This is a genomic window from Duganella sp. CT11-25 (genome assembly GCF_047302815.1).
Classification (GTDB): Bacteria; Pseudomonadota; Gammaproteobacteria; order Burkholderiales; family Burkholderiaceae_D; genus Rugamonas.
Genome location: NZ_JBKBFD010000001.1, coordinates 3,225,133 through 3,244,818, shown reverse-complemented (window position 1 = coordinate 3,244,818; position 19,686 = coordinate 3,225,133). Strand labels below are relative to the sequence as shown.

The following is a 19,686-nucleotide window of genomic DNA, read 5'->3' as shown; positions in this document are numbered from 1 at the left end:
TAATCTTCGAAAATGTGATGTGGATCACATTTTCCGCCCTAATTGAGCGATAATGTCGCGTCTCCCGCTGTTCCATGCCTTACAACACTGCACTGCGCATGCCTATACATGAAAAATTTCCTCAAACCTAAAAACGAGATCGAACAGGCGCTGCTCAGCTTCAAGAGCACCTTTATGACGGTCGGCTGCTTCAGCGCCGTCAGCAACCTGTTGATGCTCGCCCCCTCGCTGTACATGCTGCAGGTGTATGACCGTGTGTTGCAAAGCCGCAACGAGATCACGCTGCTGATGCTGACGCTGATGATGCTGGGCGCCTACGCCATCATGAGCCTGCTGGAACTGGCGCGCAGCTTCGTGCTGGTGCGCGTCGGCGCCCGTTTCGACATGGAGCTCAACAAGCGCGTGTACACCGCCGCCTTCGAGCAGAACCTGAAGAAAGCCGGCGGCAATGCCGGCCAGGCGCTGCAAGACCTGACCAACATCCGCCAGTTCCTGACCGGCAACGCGCTGTTCGCCTTCTTCGACGCGCCATGGTTCCCGGTCTACCTGATCGTGATCTTCTTCTTCGAGCCGTCGCTGGGCCTGTTCGCGCTGGGCGGCACGGCGATCCTGGTGCTGCTGGCCTACATCAACGAGCGCACGACGCGCCAGCCGCTGGCCGAAGCCAACACCATGGCGATCGCCTCCAGCACCATGGCCTCGAACAACCTGCGCAACGCCGAAGTGATCGAATCGATGGGCATGCTGCCCAACCTGATCGGCCGCTGGTTCAAGCTGCATGGCAAGTTCCTGCACCTGCAGGCGGAAGCCAGCGAAAAGGCCGGTAAGATTTCGGCCGTGACCAAGTTCGTGCAAACCTCGCTGCAATCGCTGGTGCTGGGCTTTGGCGCGCTGCTGGCGGTGGAAGGCAAGATTACCCCCGGCATGATGATCGCCGCCTCGATCCTGGTCGGCCGCGCGCTGGCGCCGGTGCAACAGGTGATCGGCGTCTGGAAAACCTTCGGCAGCACCCGCAGCGCCTACCAGCGCCTGACGGCCCTGCTGGAACTTAACCCGGCCCGGCCGGCCGGCATGCCGCTGCCGAAACCGACCGGCGCGATCCACGTCGAAAACGTCACCGCGATGCCGCCAGGTTCGCAGGTCACCGTGCTGCGCAGCCTGAGCTTCGCCATCAACGCCGGCGACGTGCTGGGCGTGGTCGGCCCTAGCGGTTGCGGCAAGTCGACGCTGGCCCGCCTGCTGGTCGGCGTATGGCCGGCCGCGTTGGGCAAGGTGCGCCTGGACGGCGCCGATATCTATCAATGGAACAAGGGCGAGCTGGGACCGAACGTCGGCTACCTGCCGCAGGACATCGAGCTGTTCGCCGGCACCGTCAGCGACAACATCGGCCGTTTCGGCGAGATCGATGCCGAGAAAGTGGTGCTGGCGGCGCAGCGCGCCGGCGTGCACGACATGATCCTGCACTTGCCCAAGGGCTACGACACCATGCTGGGCGACGGCGGCGCCGGCCTGTCCGGCGGCCAGAAGCAGCGCCTGGGCCTGGCCCGCGCGATGTATGGCGATCCGTCGCTGATCGTGCTGGATGAGCCCAATTCCAACCTGGACGATGTCGGCGAAGCGGCGCTGCTGCAGGCGATCAACGATCTGCGCCAGCGCGGCAAGACCATCGTGCTGATCACGCACCGCACCAGCGTCATCGGCGCCACCACCAAGCTGCTGGTCATCGCGGATGGCACGGTCAGCATGTTCGGCCCGACCCGCGATGTGCTCAACGCCTTGACGGAAAACCAGAAAAAGGCGCAGCTGCAACAGCAGCAGGCGCAAGCCGCGCACGCCCAGGCCGCGCAGGCTCAAGCCCAAGCCCAGGCTGCTCAAGCGCAGGTCGCTCCAGCCCCGGTCCAGACCCAGGCGCAGAACGATGCTGACCAGCAGGCCGTCGTGCGGCAGCAAGCCGAGGCCGCAGCGGCCAAGGCAACCACGGAACAGGAATAAACCATGCGTAATTTAGTCACTAAAAAAGAGGAAGCGGTCGAAGTCATCAGCCACGATGTCACGCCGCTGACCGTCAACACCGATGCCCGCTCGTACAGCCGCTTCGGCTGGATCGTGATCGCGCTGGGCGTCGGCGGCTTCTTGCTGTGGGCAGCGACCGCGCCGCTCGACAAGGGCGTGCCGATGGCCGGCTTCGTGGCCAAGGAAGGCAACCGCAAGACGATCCAGCACCAGAGCGGCGGCACCATCCAGGACATCCTGGTCAAGGACGGCGACCAGGTCAAGAAGGGCCAGGTGCTGGTGCGCATGAACAGCGTGCAGGCCGGCTCGCTGGCCGAAACCAGCCGTGCCCAGTATTTCGCTTCGCGCGCCACCGAGGCGCGCCTGCTGGCCGAGCGCGACGGTGCATCCTCGGTGAGTTTCCCGCCGGACCTGGAGAAATACAAGGACGATCCGCGCGTGGTCGAGGCGATGGGCACGCAGCGCCAGTTGTTCGCATCGCGCCGTGGCGGATTGACCAGCGAACTGTCGGCCTATGAAGAGAATATCCTCGGCCTGAAATCGCAGATCCAGGGTCTGGAAGAATCGCGCAACAGCAAGAAGGTGCAGCTCGGCATCCTGCAGGAGCAGCTCGACGGCATGCGCGAACTGTCCCGCGATGGCTATATCGCCCGCAATCGCCTGCTGGACGTGGAGCGCACCTATGCGCAGATCAACGGCGCGATTTCCGAAGACATCGGCAACATCGGCCGCACCCGCAGCCAGGTGCTGGAAATGACGCTGCGCCGCTCGCAGCGCATGCAGGATTACCAGAAGGAAGTGCGGACGCTGCTGTCCGATACCCAGCGCGAAGCCGAGGCGCTGGCGGCCCGCATCAAGGGCCAGGACTACGAGCTGGCCAACACCGACGTCCGGGCGCCGGACGACGGCGTCGTGGTCGGCACCACCGTGTTCACCCGCGGCGGCGTGGTCGCGCCGGGTGCGCACATGATGGACATCGTGCCGAGCGACGACGCGCTGGTGGTCGAGGGCCAACTGGCCGTCAACCTGGTCGACAAGGTACACAATGGCTTGCCGGTCGAGCTGATATTCTCCGCCTTTAACACCAACAAGACGCCGCACATCCCGGGCGTTGTGATCCAGGTCTCGGCCGACCGCACCATCGAAGAGCGCAGCGGCCAGCCGTACTACAAGGTGCGTGCCCGCGTGACGCCGGAAGGCGCCAGGCTGATCACCGCCAAGAAGCTCGATATCCGTTCCGGTATGCCGGTGGAAATGTTCGTCAAGACCGGCGAACGCACCATGATGAGCTACCTGCTCAAGCCGGTGTTCGACCGCGCCAAATCGTCGATGGCGGAGGAGTGATATGACGCTGCGTACTCAAAAAGCGCCGCGCAGGCTGGCGCTGGCAGCGGCGGCAGCGCTGCTGCTAGCCGGTCATGCCTCGGCCATCACGCTGAACCAGGCCTACGAGGCGGCGCTGCAGAATGACCCGACTTTCCAGACCGCAGTGCAGGATGCGACGGCGGGACGCGAGTACCGCGTTATCGGGCGTTCCAACCTGCTGCCGAACGTGCAGGCCAACTATTCGCTGAGCAAGAACAATTCGGATCTGATCACGACCCAGTCGGGCATCGACTTCCCGTCGTCGCCGCAGTACTACAGCCGTTCGGCCTCGGTCTCGCTGCGCCAGCCTCTGTACGCGCCACAAGCCTGGGCGCTGTACAAGCAGGGCTCGGCGCAGTCGGACTACAACGTGGCGCAGTTTGATGCGCGCGTGCAGGAAATGATCTTGCGCGTCACCGGCGCCTATTGCGACGCCCTGTTCGCGCAGGACCAGGTGCGCATCGCCACCATCCAGCGCGACATGTATATCGAGCAGGGGCGCGTCAACGATCACCTGTTCGCCAAGGGCGAAGGCACCAAGACCGATATGCTGGAAACCCAGGCGCGGCTGGACCTGTCCGAAGCGCAGTTGCTGGAAGCGCTGGACAACCAGACCAGCACCTTGCACACGCTGTCGACGCTGGTGGGCCAGGACGTGACCTCGCTGGATGTGCTGCGGCCCGAGTTCCGCCTGGCGCCGCTGCCCGAGGGCGGTTACGAAGAGCTGCGCCGGGTCGCGACGATACGTAATCCGGAACTGGTGGCCCAGGCCTTCTCGATCGAGGCGGCCAAGCAGGAAGTGGCCAAGAGCAATGCGGGGCACAAGCCACGGCTGGACATGGTGCTCAGCTATACCAAGGCCAACGCGGAATCGCTCAATACCTACAACCAGCAATCGACCGCGCGCGCGATCGGTATCCAGTTGAACGTGCCGCTGTATTCGGGCGGCCAGGTCAGCGCGATATCGCGGCAAGCGGTTGCCGGACTGGAAAAGGCGCGCAGCCAATTGCAGGCCACGACCGACAAGGTCTTGATCGACTTGCGCAAGCAGTATCTGGCGGTGGTCAGCAGCCGTTCCCGCATCGCGGCGCTGGACAAGGCCGTGGAGTCGGGCAGGTTGCTGGTGACGGCCACCGAGCAAAGCATCAAGGGTGGCGTGCGCATCAACCTGGACTTGCTGAATGCGCGTCAACAGTTGTACACCAGCGAGCGCGATCTGGCGCAAGCCCGCTACAACTACCTGGTCGCCTCGATGAAGATGCGCGCCGCCGCCGGCACCCTCGGTGCCGACGACGTGCGCGAGCTGACGAACTACTTCCGTTAAGCTATTTGACGGCGGCCCCGGCGTTTTCGCCGCGCGGCCGCCGTTGCATGATCGCCGCCGCCCAACGCTTGCCGACTTCGCTGGCGGCGGTTTCCACCGTACGATGCAGCACCCATGACAGCGCCAGCACCAGCGCCAGCGTCACGCTGACCGCCGGACCGAACGCCAGGCCCCGGTCCATCAGGATCTTGAGCGCCGTATAACCTGCCAGCGCATGCACCGCATACAGCGGATAGCTGATATCGGCCAGGAAGTCGAGCACGGCGTTGCGGCGGAAATGGCCGCGCGCCGCATAGCACAGCGCAAACACTCCCAGCGCATACGCATAGTATTTGCCGATGATGGGCAACAGTCCTTTCTGCACGCCCAATCCCCATGCGACGCCGAACGCCGCCAGCATCAGCAGCGCGCCGGCCGCCAGCCAGCTGGCCGACAGCTGGCCCTGGTAGTGCTGGTGGAACAGCACGCCGATCAGCATGAACAACACATAATTCAGATCCACCACCAGCGCCGACAGCGCGTGCAGCCAGGCGCGCCACGCGGCCTCGTCGGGCAGCAGCGGCACAACGGCGTTCAGGCCGATCACGCCCAGCGCGAGCGCGCCGAACAGCAGCGGCGTGTTGCGCACGAAGCCGCGCCAGCACAGCGCCGCCAGCAGGTAGAACTTGATTTCAATCGCCAGCGTCCAGTTGATGTCGTCCAGCGACGGCATGGATGCCAGGTTGTGTAGCAGCAGGCTGTTCATCAGCACGTGGCGTGCCTCGAGCGCATGCGGCACGCTCCAGTAGCGCGACGAGGCGTGCACGCACAGCAGGCCGATGGCCAGGCAGACGATATAGGTCGGATAGATGCGCCAGGCGCGCGCGGCGAGGAAGGCGCCGGCGCGGTTCTTTTGCAGGCTGAAGGGAATCACGAAGCCGCTGATCAGGAAGAACACCGCGACGCCGAACGGGCCCTTCAGCACGGGGAAGTCCATCCACGCGACCCATGGCGCCGCCTGCAGGTGCAGGTCGGGCGAGGCGGTCAGGCCGGCGACCACGCCCTGGGCGCCATAGTAAATGCCGAAATAGTGGGTGATGACGATCAGCAGCGCCGCGATACCGCGCAACTGGTGAGCAAAGGCGAGTTTGGCCATGTGGGTCGCGGCGTCCTGTGGGCGCAAGTAAGACTTGCTGATTACTTATGATAGCAGTGCGGACAAGACTTTTCGTAGACATATTCCGGCGACAGCTGCTGGCGCGGCGTCACCACCGAACGGCAGACGAAGCACTGCACGGTCTCGGTCGGTTCCAGTTTCGGGTTCAGCGCGGTACGGTAGTCGAACACGAAGCAGTCGCCGGTGTAGTGGTCGCCGCCGACCTCCTCGAAGTACTTGAGGATGCCGCCTTCGAGCTGGTAGACGTTTTCGTAGCCGATGTTTTGCATGTGGATCGCGGCTTTTTCGCAACGGATGCCGCCGGTGCAGAAGGTGACCACGGTCTTGCCGTCGAAGTCGGCCTTGTGGTCGGCGATCACTTGCGGGAATTCGGTGAACTTGGCGATGCGGTAGTCGACCGTGTTGTCGAAGGTGCCGACGTCGACTTCGAAATCGTTGCGGGTATCGACCATGACCACCGGCTTGCCGCTGTCGTCGACGCCGGCGTCCAGCCAGCGCTTGAGCGTCTGCGCGTCGACGAAGGGCGCGCGGCCTTCCTCGGGCTTGATCAGCGGCATGCGCATGGTGATGATTTCTTTTTTGATCTTGACCAGCATGCGCTTGTGCGACTGCTCGGCCGAATAGCTTTCCTTCACTTCCAGGTCGGCGAAGCGGACGTCGCCGCGGACCCAGGCCAGGAACTCGTCGATCTTCGCGCGCGGGCCGGACAGGAACATATTGATGCCCTCCGGCGTCAGCAGGATGGTGCCCTTCAGGTCGAGGCGCTTGCAGATGTCCTGGTACAGCGGGCGCATCTCTTCGGTGTTGTCGAAGGTGATGAACTTGTAGGCGGCGATGTTGACGTGAGCGGCAGCGGCAGCGAGGGCGGCGGCATGCGCTTCAGCTTGTAAAGCAGTATTAGCGTGCATGATGGACAGGATCGAAAAAAACGGGAAAGGCGACATTATACGCGCTATTGCCGGCTGTTTGACGGTCATTCGATGCTGGCCTCGGCGGCGACCGCGAGTGGTATGATTAAGGGTTTCCCCTATTGTTGATGCGGCATTTTATAATGGTTTTATTGCAACAGCCCCTGATTGTCAACCTGGCCCCCACCGGTATGGTTCCCACCCGCGACCAATCGCCCTTCGTCCCGCTCACGCCGGCGGAAATCGCCGACGATGTGGTGCGCTGCGTGGCGCAGGGCGTGTCCATGGTACACCTGCATGCGCGCGGGGCCGATGGCGCGCCCACCGACGAGCTGTCCGTGTATGCCGACATCATCGGCCGCATCAGGGCGCGCGCGCCGGACACCGTCATTGTCACCACCACCAGCGGCCGGCTGGTCGCCGACGTCGAGCGGCGCGCCGCCACGCTGTCTCTGGAGGGCGAGCTGAAGCCCGACATGGCGAGCTTGACGCTGGGCTCCATGAATTTTGCGCGCGACGCCAGCGTCAACGCGCCCGCCACCATCACGCGGCTGGCGCAGATCATGCACGAACGCGGCATCAAGCCCGAGCTGGAAGTGTTCGACCTCGGCATGGTCAATATTGCCCACATGCTGATCGACAAGGGTTTGATACAGGCGCCGTATTATTTCAATATCCTGCTCGGCAATCCGGGCACGGCGCAATCCACGCTGCTGCACCTGGCCGCCATCGTCGGCTCGCTGCCGCCGGACTCGGTCTGGTCGCTGGGTGGGATCGGCCGCTTCCAGGCCCAGTCCAATGCGCTGGGCGTGGTGATGGGACATGGCGTGCGCGTCGGGCTGGAGGACAACCTGTGGTTCGATGACGAGCGCACCCAACTGGCGGACAACCCGCGGCTGGTGCGGCGCGTCGCGGCCCAGGCCGCAGCGCTGGGGCGGCCGCTGGCCAGCGCCGCCCAGACGCGCAGCCTGCTGGGATTGGAGGCTGTGCAATGACGGGCGCGCCACTGGTTATTTTCGGCATCAGCAATATGCTGTCGGACCTGTTCGACTGCGCGCTGGCCAACGGTCTGCGGCTGGCCAAGGTGGTCGAGCATTTGCCCGAGGAGCAGGGCGAGCGCAGCGTGAGCCTGGCGACGCGGTTGCAGGCGCTGAGCCGGCATTGCACGCCACCGGAGGTGCAGACGCTGGCGCAGTTTGCGCCGGTGGACGGTGAAATCTATCTGCTGGGGCCGACGACGCCGGAGCGCGAACAGCTGGCGCTCGAACTGACGCGCCGCTTCGGGTTAAGCTTCGCGACCCTGATCCATCCGACCGCCTATGTCTCGCCGCTGGCCACCCTCGGCCAGGGCGTGTTTGTCGGCGCCAACAGCATCATCGGCCCGGGCGCCGTGCTCGATGAGCACGTGTTCGTCAACCGTGGCGTGACCATCGGCCATGACACGCACATCGGCGCCTACTCCCGCGTGCAGCCGGGCGCCAACGTCGGCGGCTTGTCGCGCATCGGCCGCGGCGTGACGGTGGCGATCGGCGCCACCCTGATCGAGCGCCTGGTCGTCGGCGACCGCGCGTTCATCGGCGCCGGCGCCGTGGCCGTCGCCGATGTGGACGGCGGCACGCTGGTGGTCGGCGTGCCGGCCAGGTTCAAGCGCCTGGTGCCGTGATGCGCTGCCGGTAGCGCTGCATCGCGGTTTGGCACGCGGCCAGCAGGCTGGGGCCGGACGCCGCCAGGTCCAGCATGGTGTCGAAGTGGTTCCGCATCTGCTGACCCCATGTCCGCCGCAGCGCGGCGTCGCCGGCCAGCGCATCGAGTTGCGCGAAATAGTCGTCCAGGCTGGCGACGGCATGGCCGCCGGCCTTGTCGCCGCCGTCCGAATCGGCCAGCGCCAGTGCCGGAATTCCCAGCGACATCGCTTCCGCCACCGAAAAGCCGCCGCCCATGATGGGGGGATGGATGTAGAGGTCGCTGGCGGCCAGCCACTGCATCGCTTGCGGCGTGTGTTTATACAGCCGCAGCCGTCCCGGCGCCAGGCCCGCCAGCGCGGGCGGCAGCTTGCCTTCGCCGCCGAGCAGTATCCACACCAGCTTGGGATGGCGTTCCATCGCGGCGCACATGCGCTGGGCCCACTCGCCGTCGATCTTCAGTTGCAGATGCGCGCCTATCGATATCAGCAGCAGGGCGTCATCCTCCAGGCCGAGACTGTCACGCGGCAGCGCCGCACCGACGGCTTTGCGCCGTACGCGGAACGGATGGTGGCAGGCCATGGTGTCCGGAAATGCCTCGCTCCATGGCCGCGACACCTTGTCGGCCAGTGTGGCCTGCGCGGTCAGCCACGCATCGGTCGGGACGATGGGCGCGATCGAATTGGTGGACAGGCCCAGCACCGGAAAGCGCTGGTACAGCGCCGGCACGAGTCCCGAATGCAGCCCGACAAACAGCACCAGGTCGGGGGCAAACGCATCGATCTGTTCGAGCATGCCGAGCCAGCGGCGCCGCAGCGACAGGCGGGGATCGGCCAGGTGCACCCGGACCGGGGCGTCGACGGCATCGAGCCATGGCTGCAAGTCCGTCCGCAACTGCGGATTGCCGGCGCTGGTGCCGAGCAGATGGGCCGCATCCGGCACCAGGCTTTCCTGGCAGCTGAACAGGTTGACCTCGATGCCGAATTGGATCAGCGTGCGCGCCTGGTCCAGTGCCATCAGCGTTGGCGGGTGTGCGGGCGAGGCCAGGTGCGGCGCGATCAGCGCCACTCGCCGCAGCGCTGGCTTGGTTGCTGGCGCGACGGCGGGCGGGCGCGCTTGCGCCTGTTGGTGGTGCGCCAGTTGCCGTCCGATCAGCAGCGACAGTTCCGGCAGGCCGATATCCTTCAAGCGCTGGCGGAACGCTGCCCGGCCGTCAGCGTAGATCAACGCGCGTTGCCAGGTCAGGTCGAAGAAGGCGGTGCAGCGGTCGAGGTCCGGCGGCGCGATGCTCCGCAGGCAGGCGCATGCTTGCGGCAGCAGGGCGGGATCGCCCGTGGCCAGGTCGAGCGCGGCGGCGCGGTAGAAGCCGGCCAAGCCGTGGTCGGGCACCAGCGCGGCGATCGCGTCCACCACGCGCGCCAGCAACTCCGCGCTGGAAATGCCGCGCATCAGTTGCGTCAGGTTGAGCCACAGATGGCTGGCGGTGGGGTTGGCCGCGACCCGGTCCAGCGCGTCGCTCAGCATCAGGTGCTGCTGATTGGAGGAGGTCATGTTCGGGCCGGGCGGCTTTCCGTTATCAGTTCCAGGAGCCGGCATTATATGCGCTAATGCTGGTGAGTTCCTGGCCTTGCGCGGTGTCATTATGAAGATGCGCTCTCGCCGCATCATATTCATTTGAACCGCATCGTCATGGATGATGTCAAATGGATACCAATGAAGACCGATCTGTGATGCGTTTGCCAAATGGAGACTATCTTTCGGCTTGGCGGTTGAGTCCGCAGCAACTTCGGTGTGTGCTCAGTACAGGCAGGTTGGGGGGAGGGGCAGAATGAATAAGGTATTTGAGATGTATGTTGATTTGATAGAGGCATTCCTGGACCATAGGGTATCCCTGCAGGAGTTTAGCGCTACTTTTATGGAGCGGTTTCTGAATGAAACTGAACAACTGGATGAACCGCTCTTCCTGCTGCTTGACGAACTTTTTGGTGACGTCGACTCTTTTACCGACGATCCTGAACTTTTAGCTGAGAACCCAGGCTTTTATCTGGACCACCAAGGATTGGAAGCCAAAGCAAGAGATGTTTTGCGCCGGATGCAGGTGTGGCGCGCGCATCGACGGACCGCGTAGCAAATCAGATTCTCGGTCCGGGCCGCCGCACGGTAAAATAGCTGGATATCGAACCAGCAATGAGCAGCGTATGAACATGGTAGCAAACGAACAAGAATCGGCGGCGCTCGCCGTGGTCCCGGCCGGACCGGCTTTCGTCCATCTGCGGGTGCACTCCGAGTATTCGATCGCGGACGGCCTGGTCCGCATCGACGACCTGATCGGCGCCGCCGCCAAGGACAAGCAGGCGGCGCTGGCCGTCACCGACTTGGCCAATATGTTCGGCATGGTCAAGTTCTACAAGGCTGCGCGCGGCAAGGGCATCAAGCCGGTGGTCGGCGTCGACGTCTGGATCACCAACGACGATAACCGCGACAAGCCATCCCGTTTGATGCTGTTCGCGAAAAACCGCATGGGCTACCTGCAGCTGTGCGAGCTGCTGTCGCAAGCTTCGCTGACCAACCAATACAAGGGGCGCGCCGAGATCCGCACCGAGTGGCTGACCGAGCTGACCGCCAAGACCTATGCGCTGCTGCCCGACGATAGCCCGGCCAACGGCCTGATCGCGCTGTCCGGCGCGCATTTCGGCGACGTCGGCCAAGCCATCGAAAACGGCAACCCGGCGCTGGCCGAGCAGCAGGCGCAGAAGTGGGCGCGGATTTTCCCCGGCCACTTCTACATCGAGATCCAGCGCGCCGGCCAAGCCAACCAGGAAGCCCAGGTGCGCCACGCGGTGGCGCTGGCGGCCAAGCTGGGCCTGCCGGTGGTGGCGACCCATCCGGTGCAGTTTATCCGCAAAGACGAGTACATCGCCCACGAGGCCCGCACCTGTATCGCCGAAGGCGAGATGCTGGCCAATAACAAGCGGGTGCGCCGCTTCAACGAGCAGATGCGTTTCCTGTCGCAGGCCGAGATGCGCGAGCTGTTCCACGACCTGCCGGCCGCGCTGCAAAACTCGGTGGAGATCGCCAAGCGCTGCAACCTGACGCTGACGCTGGGCAAGCCGCAGCTGCCGAACTTCCCGACGCCGGGCATGACCATCGACGAATTCCTGCGCGCGGAAACCAAGAAGGGCCTGGAGGAACGTCTGGAGCAACTCTACCCGGATCCCGTCAAGCGCGAGCAGCAACGCCAGCGCTACGAGGAACGGCTGGAGTTCGAGAACAACACCATCATCAACATGAAGTTCCCGGGCTACTTCCTGATCGTGGCGGAGTTTATCCAGTGGGGCAAGAACAACGACGTGCCGATCGGGCCGGGCCGCGGTTCGGGCGCCGGCTCGCTGGTGGCCTACGCGCTGAAGATCACCGACCTCGATCCGCTGAAATACAACCTGCTGTTCGAACGTTTCTTGAATCCCGAGCGCGTCTCGATGCCCGACTTCGACATCGACTTCTGCCAGGAGAAGCGCGACCTGGTGATCCAGCACGTCAAGGACCTGTACGGCCGCGACGCGGTGTCGCAGATCGCCACCTTCGGTACCATGGCGGCCAAGGGCGCGATCCGCGACGTCGGCCGCGTGATGGACTTCGGCTACAACTTCTGCGACGGCGTGTCCAAGCTGATCCCGTTCAAGCCGGGCAAGCCGGTGTCGATCGCCGAGGCGATCGAGGAAGAGCCGATGCTCAAGGAACGCCAGCAGAACGAGGAGGAAGTGGCGCAGCTGCTGGACCTCGCGCAGCAGGTCGAGGGCATCACCCGTAACATCGGCATGCACGCCGGCGGCGTGTTGATCGCGCCGGGCAAGCTGACCGACTTCTGCCCGCTGTACACGCAGGGCGGCGACGGCGGCGTGGTGTCGCAGTACGACAAGGACGACGTCGAGGCCGTGGGCCTGGTCAAGTTCGACTTCCTGGGTCTGACGACCCTGACCATTCTCGACCGCGCGGTGCGCTACATCAAGGCGCTCGACCCGGCCGAATCCGCGTTCGACCTGGCCAAGCTGCCGCTGAACGACCGCCCGTCCTACGAGCTGCTGACCAAGGCGAAAACCGTCGCCGTGTTCCAGCTGGAGTCGCGCGGCATGCAGGGCATGCTGAAGGACGCGCGTCCCGACCGCTTCGAAGACATTATCGCGCTGGTGGCGCTGTACCGTCCGGGCCCGATGGACCTGATCCCGGACTTCTGCAAGCGCAAGCACGGCGAGAAATTCGACTATCCCGATCCGCGTACCGAATCCATTCTGTCCGAAACCTACGGCATCATGGTGTACCAGGAGCAGGTGATGCAGATGGCGCAGATCGTCGGCGGCTACTCGCTGGGCGGCGCCGACATGCTGCGCCGCGCGATGGGCAAGAAGAAGGCCGAGGAGATGGCGGAGCACCGCGAGATCTTCCGCGCCGGCGCCGCCAAGGATGGCCTGACCGCGCAGAAGGCCGACGAGATCTTCGATCTGATGGAGAAGTTCGCGGGCTACGGCTTCAACAAGTCGCACGCCGCCGCCTACGCGCTGCTGTCGTACCACACCGCCTACCTGAAGGCGCACCATCCGGCCGCGTTCATGGCGGCCAATATGTCGCTGGCGATGGAGGACACCGAGAAGGTCAAGATCCTGGTCGAGGATTCGATCGACATCTGCGGCCTGACCATCCTGCCGCCGGACATCAACAAGTCCGATTTCCGCTTCATGCCGGACGGCCCGGCGCCGTCGGTCACCGGCAAGAAGGTCACGCAGATCCGCTACGGCCTGGGCGCCTGCAAGGGCGCGGGCCAGAACGCGATCGAGGCCATCATCGCCGCCCGCAATGCCGGCGGTCCGTTCGTCAGCCTGTTCGATTTCTGCAAGCGGGTCGACAAGAAGCAGATCAACCGCCGCACCATCGAATCGCTGATCCGCGCCGGCGCCTTCGACTGCCTGGGCATCGACCGCGCCATCCTGCTGGCTTCGGTCAGCTTCGCGATGGAGTGTGCCGACCAGGAAGCCAAGGCGGCCAACCAGGTCAGCCTGTTCGGCGGCGATGACAGCGATCTGGTGGCGCCGCCGGAATACGTCAAGGCCGCGCCGTTCACCGACCGCCAGAAACTGGCCGAGGAAAAGATCGCGCTGGGCTTCTACCTGTCCGGCCACATGTTCGACTCGTTCGCGCCGGAAGCGCGTCGCTTCGCCCGCACCAAGCTGGCGGACCTGGAGCCGTCGCGCGATCCGCGCATGCTGTGCGGCGTGATCACCGGCATCCGTCCGCAGATGACGCAGCGCGGCAAGATCCTGATCGTCACGCTGGACGACAAGACCGCGGTGGTCGAGGTGACCGTGTATTCCGAGGTGTTCGAAGAGAACAAGAAGATGTTCAAGGACGACGAGTTCCTGGCCGTGGTGGGCAAGGTGTCGGAAGACCGTTTCTCGGGCGGCCTGCGGATCTCGGCCGAGAAGGTGTTCGACATGACCACCGCGCGCGTCAGCTACGGCAAGCAATTCGGGCTGGCGCTGCCGACCACGGTCGATGCGCGCAAGGTGGCCGAGGTGCTGGCGCCGCACCGTCACGCCGATGGCTTGCCGGTGTCCGCGCGCATCACGCCGCAGGGCGTGAGTTGCACGCTGCAGCTGGGCGAGGCCTGGCGCGTGGCGCCGTCGGACGAACTGACGCTGGCGCTGCAGCAACTGGGCGCCAGGGATGTCGCCGTCGAATACTAAGTGGCATATGAACGCAATAAGCAAGATTGAGAAGTTTATTTTTGAGGCGCCGGCGTGGAAGCTGATACTTGCCATCGCCGCGCTCACGCTTTTCAAGACGGGGATTTGGTCCATTCCCAACTTGGGAGAATCCCAAGCCATTGCGGATAATCCGTTCACCAATCCGCTGCCCAATCCGGACGCGCACTATTTGTTGTGGAGCTGGCTGGAGCCATTCCTCGCATGGGGTATAGGCATCAAAAGCCAATGGCAGTTCTTTGTCTTTCGCTTGCTGGCATCCATTGCGTTTACGCTTTTATTTGTGCGAATTGCGTTCGTCTATCTGTCGAATAAGCTGGCCAGGTCGTCCATCGTTCTATTCAGTATTCTTCCCGTCTCGGCCACGGCATATTTCTGGGTCAGCGGCGATGCGCTGACGCTGTTGTTGATGCTCGTGGCATTGGCCTTTCCGGTATCGCCGATCTTCACATGCGCGGTTGGCGTCTTGCTCGGCATGCAGCACTTTGAGCAGGGATTCTTCGCGGCTGCGGGATTATTGTTTGCCGTCGCGATCAGCCACAAGCAGAACTATGCGTTAAAGCACTCGTGGAAGTTTTGCCTGTGCTTGCTGCTGGGCGTCATTGCCGGGAAGTTGGTATTGGTCGGGATATTCAAGCATTATGATGTGCAGGTCAATTCCGGCAGGGCGCATTGGCTGCGGGCGCACATCGGCGCGCTGCTGAACCAGTTTTTCTATCACTTCCACTCCATCGTCTGGTCGGTTCTGGGCCTGGGGTGGCTGGCCGCGCTCAGGTTCAGCGACTGGGGCAAAAAGTCGCTCCCATTTTTCTTGTCGCTGGCGGGGCTCTGCCTGCTGCTGCCGGTGTCTGGCGACCAGACCCGCGTCCTGGCCATAGTCACCTTCCCATTGATATTCACGTATTGGCTGCTGAATGTGGATTTCCTGGAAAAGATATCCAAACGAGAAGTCTCGGTGATATTCACCCTATGGGCGCTGATGCCCTGGGCGTGGGTGTGGGAGGGCACCCCCAGATGGTCGGCGCTGCCCTACGACATCGCCTACCTGCTGCACCACGCTTTCGGCTGGTTCAATGTCCCGGCAGACGCCACCGTGTGGCCATTTTGACCGCGAAATATCAGATCGATATCAACCTTTAGTTGGTGCTGTATCGCTTTTTGTCGCCTACCCTGGCTGTGGCCGCCACCCATATAGTTCGCTGTTAAGCGATATGGAGAGCAGCATGGATTGGGATGATCTGAAGATATTTCTGGCGGTGGCCCGCAAGGGCTCGCTGGGCGGCGCAGCGCAGGTGCTGGACCTGTCGCAGCCCACGCTGGGGCGCCGCATCAAGGGGCTGGAGGCCGAGTTCGGCGTGCAGCTGTTTCACCGCGACGGCGCCGCCGGCCTGTCGCTGACCGGCGACGGCGCCACCATCCTCGACCACGTCGGCAATATGGAGCGCGAGGTGGACGCGCTGGTGCTCAAGCTGCGTTGTCCCACACATCTGCAAGGCATACTGACGGTCGCCTCGGCCGACTGGTACAACACCATCGTGCTGGCGCCGATCTTCGCGCGGTTTTCAGAACAACATCCGAGAGTGGTGGTGGAGCTGCTGAACGAAACGCGCGAAGTCCAGCTGGCGCGGCGCGAGGCCGACCTGGTGTTCCGCTTTTTGCCGTTCGACGAACCCTCCGTCATCCAGCGCAAGGTGGGGCTGGTCGAGTTCGGCGTCTATGCCGCGCGCGACTATCTGCAACAGCATGGCGAACCCACCCGCAGCGGACTGGGCCACGGCCTGATCCTGCTCGACGGCGACGCCAACGACTTGCCGGATTCGCCGTGGCTGCGCGCGCGGCTGCCGCAAGCCCAGGTCCGCCTGCGCACCGGCAGCCGCCATATGCAGGCGCAATTCTGCCGCGCGGGGCGCGGGCTGGCCCTGCTGCCGCGCGTGCTGGGCGATACGATGGAGGAGCTGGTGTTGTTGAGCCTGGGCGAAGCGCCGCCGGCGCGCCATGTGTGGGCCGGCTATCACCTGGACTTGAAGAGTTCGCCGCGCTTGCGCGCCTTGCTGGATACCACGCTGGAAAGCTTGCGGGAGGCCGAAGCGGCACATCCCGCAAGCAAGGCGGCTTAGAAGCGGTAAGCCGCGCCGACGCTGAAGAAGCGTCCGACAGCGCCAGCCTGGTGCAACGTGGCGTTGTACGAGGTGATGGCGTTGGAATTGCCGTAGGTGCCGAGGTCGAACGGCGGCGCGCGGTCAAACAGATTCAGCACGGTGCCGTGCAAGGTCCAGTGCGCATCGAGCTTGTAGGTCAGCGTCAGGTCGGTCGAGACAAACGACGGCACCTGGCAATACGCCAGCGGCGTCTTGCCGCCGAAGTAGTAATTGCGGCCGGCCTGCTCGTTCGATGCCGTGGCGCAGTCGTTGGCTCCCACCGACGGATCCAGGATCGAATAATCGCCGATCCAGTTCAGCGTGGTGGTCACGTTCAGCGGGCCGCGATCGTAGCCCAGCGTGAACTGGCCGCGATTCTTCGGATTGCCGGTGTTGCCGCTGATGACGGACGGGCCGTGGGTGCCGGCCAGCTGGTAGGTCACGCCGCTCTGGGTCAGCAGGTAGCTGATCATGTGATTGAACTGCAGCCCCGCCTTGATGGTGCCCGCATCGCCCAGCTTGAACTTGTAGGACGTATCGAGCTCCACCCCGGTGGTCTGGGTGCTGCCGGTGTTCAGGTAGGTCGACGGTGCGTAGGCGATCTGGCCGACCGGCGGCGCGGCGATGATGGTGCCGCCGTTGCCGTCCGCGATCGCGGTCGGCAGTATCGGGCCGCGCACATATTGCGGCACGAAGTCCGGCAGGCCGGAAGCGGTGTTGATCTGGTTGTTGACCTTGATGTTGTAGTAGTCGACCGTGGTGGCCCACCCCTTCACCGGTTCCAGGATCATGCCTAGCGTGGTCGATTTCGATTTTTCCGGCTGCAGGTCTTTATTGGTCTGCTGGACGTAAGGCAGCGAGAAACCGCAGGCGGCGACGACGTTGCCCTTGGTCTTGGGATTGCCGTCCGCGCACAGGATGGGATCGTTGATCGCGTTCGACAGGTAGGCGCTGCCGGCCGTGCCGTTCTCGGCGCCGTTCGGCGCGCGGAAGCCCTTGGCGAAGGTGCCGCGCAAGCTGAGGCCGCGCAGCGGCGTGAACTTGAAGCCGGCCTTGGGCGTGAACGAATGGCCGTAGGTGTCGAAGTGGTCGTAGCGGCCGGAGACGTTGGCCTCCAGCGATTTCAGCAGGGGGGCGTTGAGCTCGGCGAAGGCGGCGCTGTTGGTCTCCTTGCCGAACGCATAGGCCGAACCGTTGGCGACCACGCCTTGCTGCAACAGGGCGGGCGAGGGCGCGTCCAGTTTCTTGTGCGTCATGCTGATGCCGCCGGACACGCCCAGCGCGCCGCCCGGCAAGGCCGCCAGGTCGCGGCCGGCGCGCAGTTCGGCGTAAGCCAGCGCGTCGGTGGAGCGGTTGGAGAAGGCCGGCGCGATCCTGGCCATGTCCTCGGCGCTGTTGCCGCCGCCCAGCTTGAACGGACTGGCCGCGCGCGTCAGCGCCGCATACAGCGCGCTGCGGTCGATGTAGCCGGTGTAGTCGACCTCGGTGGTGACCTTGCTGTAGCCCAGCGCGGCGCCGATGTTCCAGCCCCGCCATTCACCGCTCAGGTCGGCCGCCACGCGCAACGCCGTCGATTGGGTGTCGGTGGAGTTGCGCGGCGTCAGGTCCGGAATATAGCCGTACAGGCGCACCGCCTTGCCGAAGGTGTTGCCGGGGTAGCTGGCCGGCATCAGGAACGACGGGAGGACGTTGACGATGGCGGCCGGCTGGCCCGGCACCAGCGCGATGTTGCCGGCGAACGAGCCGGCCGGATAGGTCAGCGGCAGGCCGCGGTTGTTCTTGTCTTCGCTGGAGAACAGCGAGGCCTTGAGGTTCAGCGTCCAGTCCTCGCCCAGCGCCTTGCTGGCGCCCAGCAGCAGGTTCAGGTTGTGGGTTTCCGGCTGCAGGTTGGAGACGGTGTCGCGCACGGCACAGCCGCCGGCCGTATATTTGGCGAAGTCGCAATTGGCGTCGAGGAACTTGAAGTTGGCCGGATTGCCGGCGCCGCCGGTGCCGGTCTGGTCGTACAGGAACGGCGAGCTGGCGGCGGTGCGGCCGGCGTTGAGCGCGTTCGGCACGCCCGGTGCCAGGTTGATGCCGCCGCGCTTGCTCCAGTCGCCGTTGGCCCAGGCCTGGTCGTCGCGGCCGGCGATCTTGATGGCGCCGGCGCGGCGGTACTCCAGGCTGCCGAACACGTTGTAGCCGTCGGTGGCCAGGTCGCCGATGCCGTGGGTCAGCGCCAGGTGGACGGTGTTGCCGCCGCCGTGCTGCGTGCTGCCGCCTTCGGCGCTGACGGTGGTGCCGTTGAACGATTTCTTCAGGATCACGTTGACCACGCCGGCGATCGCGTCCGAGCCGTAGATCGACGACGCGCCGTCCTTCAATACCTCGATGCGCTCGACGGCGTCGAACGGAATGCTGGAGACGTCGACGAAGGCGCGCTGGCCGTCGTCCGACAGCGGATACGGCGCCATGCGGTGGCCGTCGATCAGCACCAGCGTCAGGCCGACCGTCAGGCCGCGCAGCGAGACGCCGCTGCCGCCGCCGGCAAACGCGCCGGAGAAGCCCTGCGACAGCGCGCCCTGGCCGTTGGAGGTCAGGTTGGCCAGCACTTCGGCCACCGTGGTGAAGCCGGACTTGGCCATGTCGTCGGCGGTCAGCACCTGGACCGGGCTCGGGGTTTCCGCGTCGGCGCGGCTGATCATCGAACCGGTGACCACCACACGCTGCGGCGCGGCCGCTTCGCCGGCTTGCTGCGCCATGGCCGGCACGATGGCGGCGGACAGCGCGCTGCCCGCAAGTACCCGCAAGATCGCGGCAGGCATTGATTTCAATTTCATCTGGAAAAACTCTTTCTGGCTCAGCGCCTTAACTATCGGAATGCCTTGAAAGGCGGGCCATGGGATCATGGCCGACGACCGACGGTCAACGCGGTGCGGTGCTCAGATGCAACGGTTTTTCATGGAGGAAATCGTGGCGGCGCCAGCTTTCCATAGGGTGGCGGCGGTGCGCGCGGCCCGTGGATAAAAATGACTTTTGGTATTTTAAAAATGCATGGCCCAACCGGCGCCGGGCCATGTTATGGCGGCTAGAGCTGTCCGCTCAGGCTGGTGATGGCGTAACCCTTGTCGCCGATCTGCTCCAGCGGGTGCACGATGTGATAGCGCGGCAGGTCGTCGCTGTCGTCATCGACCTCGACGTGCTGGGCTTCGGGATGCCAGTCGGTGTTGGTGGCTTCTTCGGGGATCGGTTTCCCTTCCGGCACGGCCAGGTAGCTGTGCTTGCCCTTTGCTTCATCTCGGTAATAAATATCCACACGCATGGTATTTCTCCTTGGACGAAAAAGCCCATGGTACCGGATTTTT

The 19,686-nt window shown here is 64.3% G+C and carries 14 protein-coding genes; 9 read left to right on the top strand and 5 right to left on the bottom strand.

Annotated elements, in window-relative coordinates; translation table 11 throughout:
- Positions 1-108: 108 nt before the first annotated feature.
- Genes ACEN9F_RS13905 through ACEN9F_RS13895 form a run of 3 tightly spaced genes read left to right on the top strand, consistent with a single transcriptional unit; the run spans position 109 to position 4,702 of the window.
- Positions 109-1,992 carry a type I secretion system permease/ATPase gene (locus ACEN9F_RS13905; RefSeq protein ID WP_413420612.1) on the top strand — a complete coding sequence of 628 codons (1,884 nt, stop codon included), beginning with the start codon at positions 109-111 and terminating at the stop codon, positions 1,990-1,992.
- Positions 1,993-1,995: 3 nt separating this feature from the next.
- Entirely contained in the window at positions 1,996-3,357 is a 1,362-nt protein-coding gene (locus ACEN9F_RS13900) for an HlyD family type I secretion periplasmic adaptor subunit (RefSeq protein WP_413420611.1), read from the top strand.
- 1 nt (position 3,358) lies between these two features.
- The gene (locus ACEN9F_RS13895; protein ID WP_413420610.1) at positions 3,359-4,702 is read left to right on the top strand and encodes a TolC family outer membrane protein; all 1,344 of its coding nucleotides are present in this window, start codon (positions 3,359-3,361) and stop codon (positions 4,700-4,702) included.
- 1 nt (position 4,703) lies between these two features.
- On the opposite strand, the gene ACEN9F_RS13890 is transcribed toward ACEN9F_RS13895, so the two are convergent.
- Both ACEN9F_RS13890 and ACEN9F_RS13885 read right to left on the bottom strand, forming a co-directional pair.
- Complete coding sequence (locus tag ACEN9F_RS13890; RefSeq protein WP_413420609.1) at positions 4,704-5,837, bottom strand: acyltransferase family protein; 1,134 nt, start codon at positions 5,835-5,837, stop codon at positions 4,704-4,706.
- 41 nt (positions 5,838-5,878) lie between these two features.
- Entirely contained in the window at positions 5,879-6,766 is an 888-nt protein-coding gene (locus tag ACEN9F_RS13885; RefSeq protein WP_413420608.1) for a sulfurtransferase, read from the bottom strand.
- Positions 6,767-6,894: 128 nt separating this feature from the next.
- Here ACEN9F_RS13885 and ACEN9F_RS13880 point away from each other — a divergent pair, with 128 nt between their 5' ends.
- Both ACEN9F_RS13880 and ACEN9F_RS13875 read left to right on the top strand, forming a co-directional pair.
- On the top strand, positions 6,895-7,761 hold the full coding sequence (locus ACEN9F_RS13880; RefSeq protein WP_413420607.1) for a 3-keto-5-aminohexanoate cleavage protein: 867 nt from the start codon (positions 6,895-6,897) through the stop codon (positions 7,759-7,761).
- Positions 7,758-8,429 carry a hypothetical protein gene (locus ACEN9F_RS13875; RefSeq protein WP_413420606.1) on the top strand — a complete coding sequence of 224 codons (672 nt, stop codon included), beginning with the start codon at positions 7,758-7,760 and terminating at the stop codon, positions 8,427-8,429. The genes ACEN9F_RS13880 and ACEN9F_RS13875 overlap by 4 nt, the downstream gene beginning before the upstream one ends.
- Here the strand turns inward: ACEN9F_RS13875 and ACEN9F_RS13870 are convergent.
- Entirely contained in the window at positions 8,410-9,999 is a 1,590-nt protein-coding gene (locus ACEN9F_RS13870) for a hypothetical protein (RefSeq protein ID WP_413420605.1), read from the bottom strand. The genes ACEN9F_RS13875 and ACEN9F_RS13870 overlap by 20 nt on opposite strands.
- A 277-nt stretch (positions 10,000-10,276) precedes the next feature.
- Here ACEN9F_RS13870 and ACEN9F_RS13865 point away from each other — a divergent pair, with 277 nt between their 5' ends.
- The 4 genes from ACEN9F_RS13865 to ACEN9F_RS13850 all read left to right on the top strand — a co-directional run bounded on the left by ACEN9F_RS13865 (position 10,277) and on the right by ACEN9F_RS13850 (position 16,321).
- Complete coding sequence (locus tag ACEN9F_RS13865; RefSeq protein WP_413420604.1) at positions 10,277-10,576, top strand: colicin immunity domain-containing protein; 300 nt, start codon at positions 10,277-10,279, stop codon at positions 10,574-10,576.
- 70 nt (positions 10,577-10,646) lie between these two features.
- Positions 10,647-14,186 (top strand): DNA polymerase III subunit alpha, encoded by a 3,540-nt coding sequence (gene dnaE, locus ACEN9F_RS13860; RefSeq protein WP_413420603.1) that lies wholly within the window; start codon positions 10,647-10,649, stop codon positions 14,184-14,186.
- A gap of 7 nt (positions 14,187-14,193) precedes the next feature.
- On the top strand, positions 14,194-15,312 hold the full coding sequence (locus ACEN9F_RS13855; RefSeq protein WP_413420602.1) for a hypothetical protein: 1,119 nt from the start codon (positions 14,194-14,196) through the stop codon (positions 15,310-15,312).
- Positions 15,313-15,427: 115 nt separating this feature from the next.
- On the top strand, positions 15,428-16,321 hold the full coding sequence (locus tag ACEN9F_RS13850) for a LysR family transcriptional regulator (protein WP_413420601.1): 894 nt from the start codon (positions 15,428-15,430) through the stop codon (positions 16,319-16,321).
- On the opposite strand, the gene ACEN9F_RS13845 is transcribed toward ACEN9F_RS13850, so the two are convergent.
- Both ACEN9F_RS13845 and ACEN9F_RS13840 read right to left on the bottom strand, forming a co-directional pair.
- Positions 16,318-19,161 (bottom strand): TonB-dependent receptor domain-containing protein, encoded by a 2,844-nt coding sequence (locus tag ACEN9F_RS13845; RefSeq protein WP_413420600.1) that lies wholly within the window; start codon positions 19,159-19,161, stop codon positions 16,318-16,320. The genes ACEN9F_RS13850 and ACEN9F_RS13845 overlap by 4 nt on opposite strands.
- Positions 19,162-19,409: 248 nt before the next feature.
- Positions 19,410-19,643, bottom strand: a complete 234-nt coding sequence (locus ACEN9F_RS13840) for a DUF6139 family protein (RefSeq protein ID WP_413420599.1) — start codon at positions 19,641-19,643, stop codon at positions 19,410-19,412.
- Positions 19,644-19,686 lie beyond the last annotated feature (43 nt).

Coding starts and splice junctions, on each gene's coding strand:
- ACEN9F_RS13865 (WP_413420604.1), top strand. CDS start 10,277: ATGAATAAGGTATTTGAGATGTATGTTGATTTGATAGAGGCATTCCTG.
- ACEN9F_RS13905 (WP_413420612.1), top strand. CDS start 109: ATGAAAAATTTCCTCAAACCTAAAAACGAGATCGAACAGGCGCTGCTC.
- ACEN9F_RS13855 (WP_413420602.1), top strand. CDS start 14,194: ATGAACGCAATAAGCAAGATTGAGAAGTTTATTTTTGAGGCGCCGGCG.
- ACEN9F_RS13895 (WP_413420610.1), top strand. CDS start 3,359: ATGACGCTGCGTACTCAAAAAGCGCCGCGCAGGCTGGCGCTGGCAGCG.
- ACEN9F_RS13880 (WP_413420607.1), top strand. CDS start 6,895: ATGCGGCATTTTATAATGGTTTTATTGCAACAGCCCCTGATTGTCAAC.
- ACEN9F_RS13900 (WP_413420611.1), top strand. CDS start 1,996: ATGCGTAATTTAGTCACTAAAAAAGAGGAAGCGGTCGAAGTCATCAGC.
- ACEN9F_RS13870 (WP_413420605.1), bottom strand. CDS start 9,999: ATGACCTCCTCCAATCAGCAGCACCTGATGCTGAGCGACGCGCTGGAC.
- ACEN9F_RS13840 (WP_413420599.1), bottom strand. CDS start 19,643: ATGCGTGTGGATATTTATTACCGAGATGAAGCAAAGGGCAAGCACAGC.
- dnaE (WP_413420603.1), top strand. CDS start 10,647: ATGAACATGGTAGCAAACGAACAAGAATCGGCGGCGCTCGCCGTGGTC.
- ACEN9F_RS13885 (WP_413420608.1), bottom strand. CDS start 6,766: ATGCACGCTAATACTGCTTTACAAGCTGAAGCGCATGCCGCCGCCCTC.
- ACEN9F_RS13850 (WP_413420601.1), top strand. CDS start 15,428: ATGGATTGGGATGATCTGAAGATATTTCTGGCGGTGGCCCGCAAGGGC.
- ACEN9F_RS13875 (WP_413420606.1), top strand. CDS start 7,758: ATGACGGGCGCGCCACTGGTTATTTTCGGCATCAGCAATATGCTGTCG.
- ACEN9F_RS13845 (WP_413420600.1), bottom strand. CDS start 19,161: ATGAAATTGAAATCAATGCCTGCCGCGATCTTGCGGGTACTTGCGGGC.
- ACEN9F_RS13890 (WP_413420609.1), bottom strand. CDS start 5,837: ATGGCCAAACTCGCCTTTGCTCACCAGTTGCGCGGTATCGCGGCGCTG.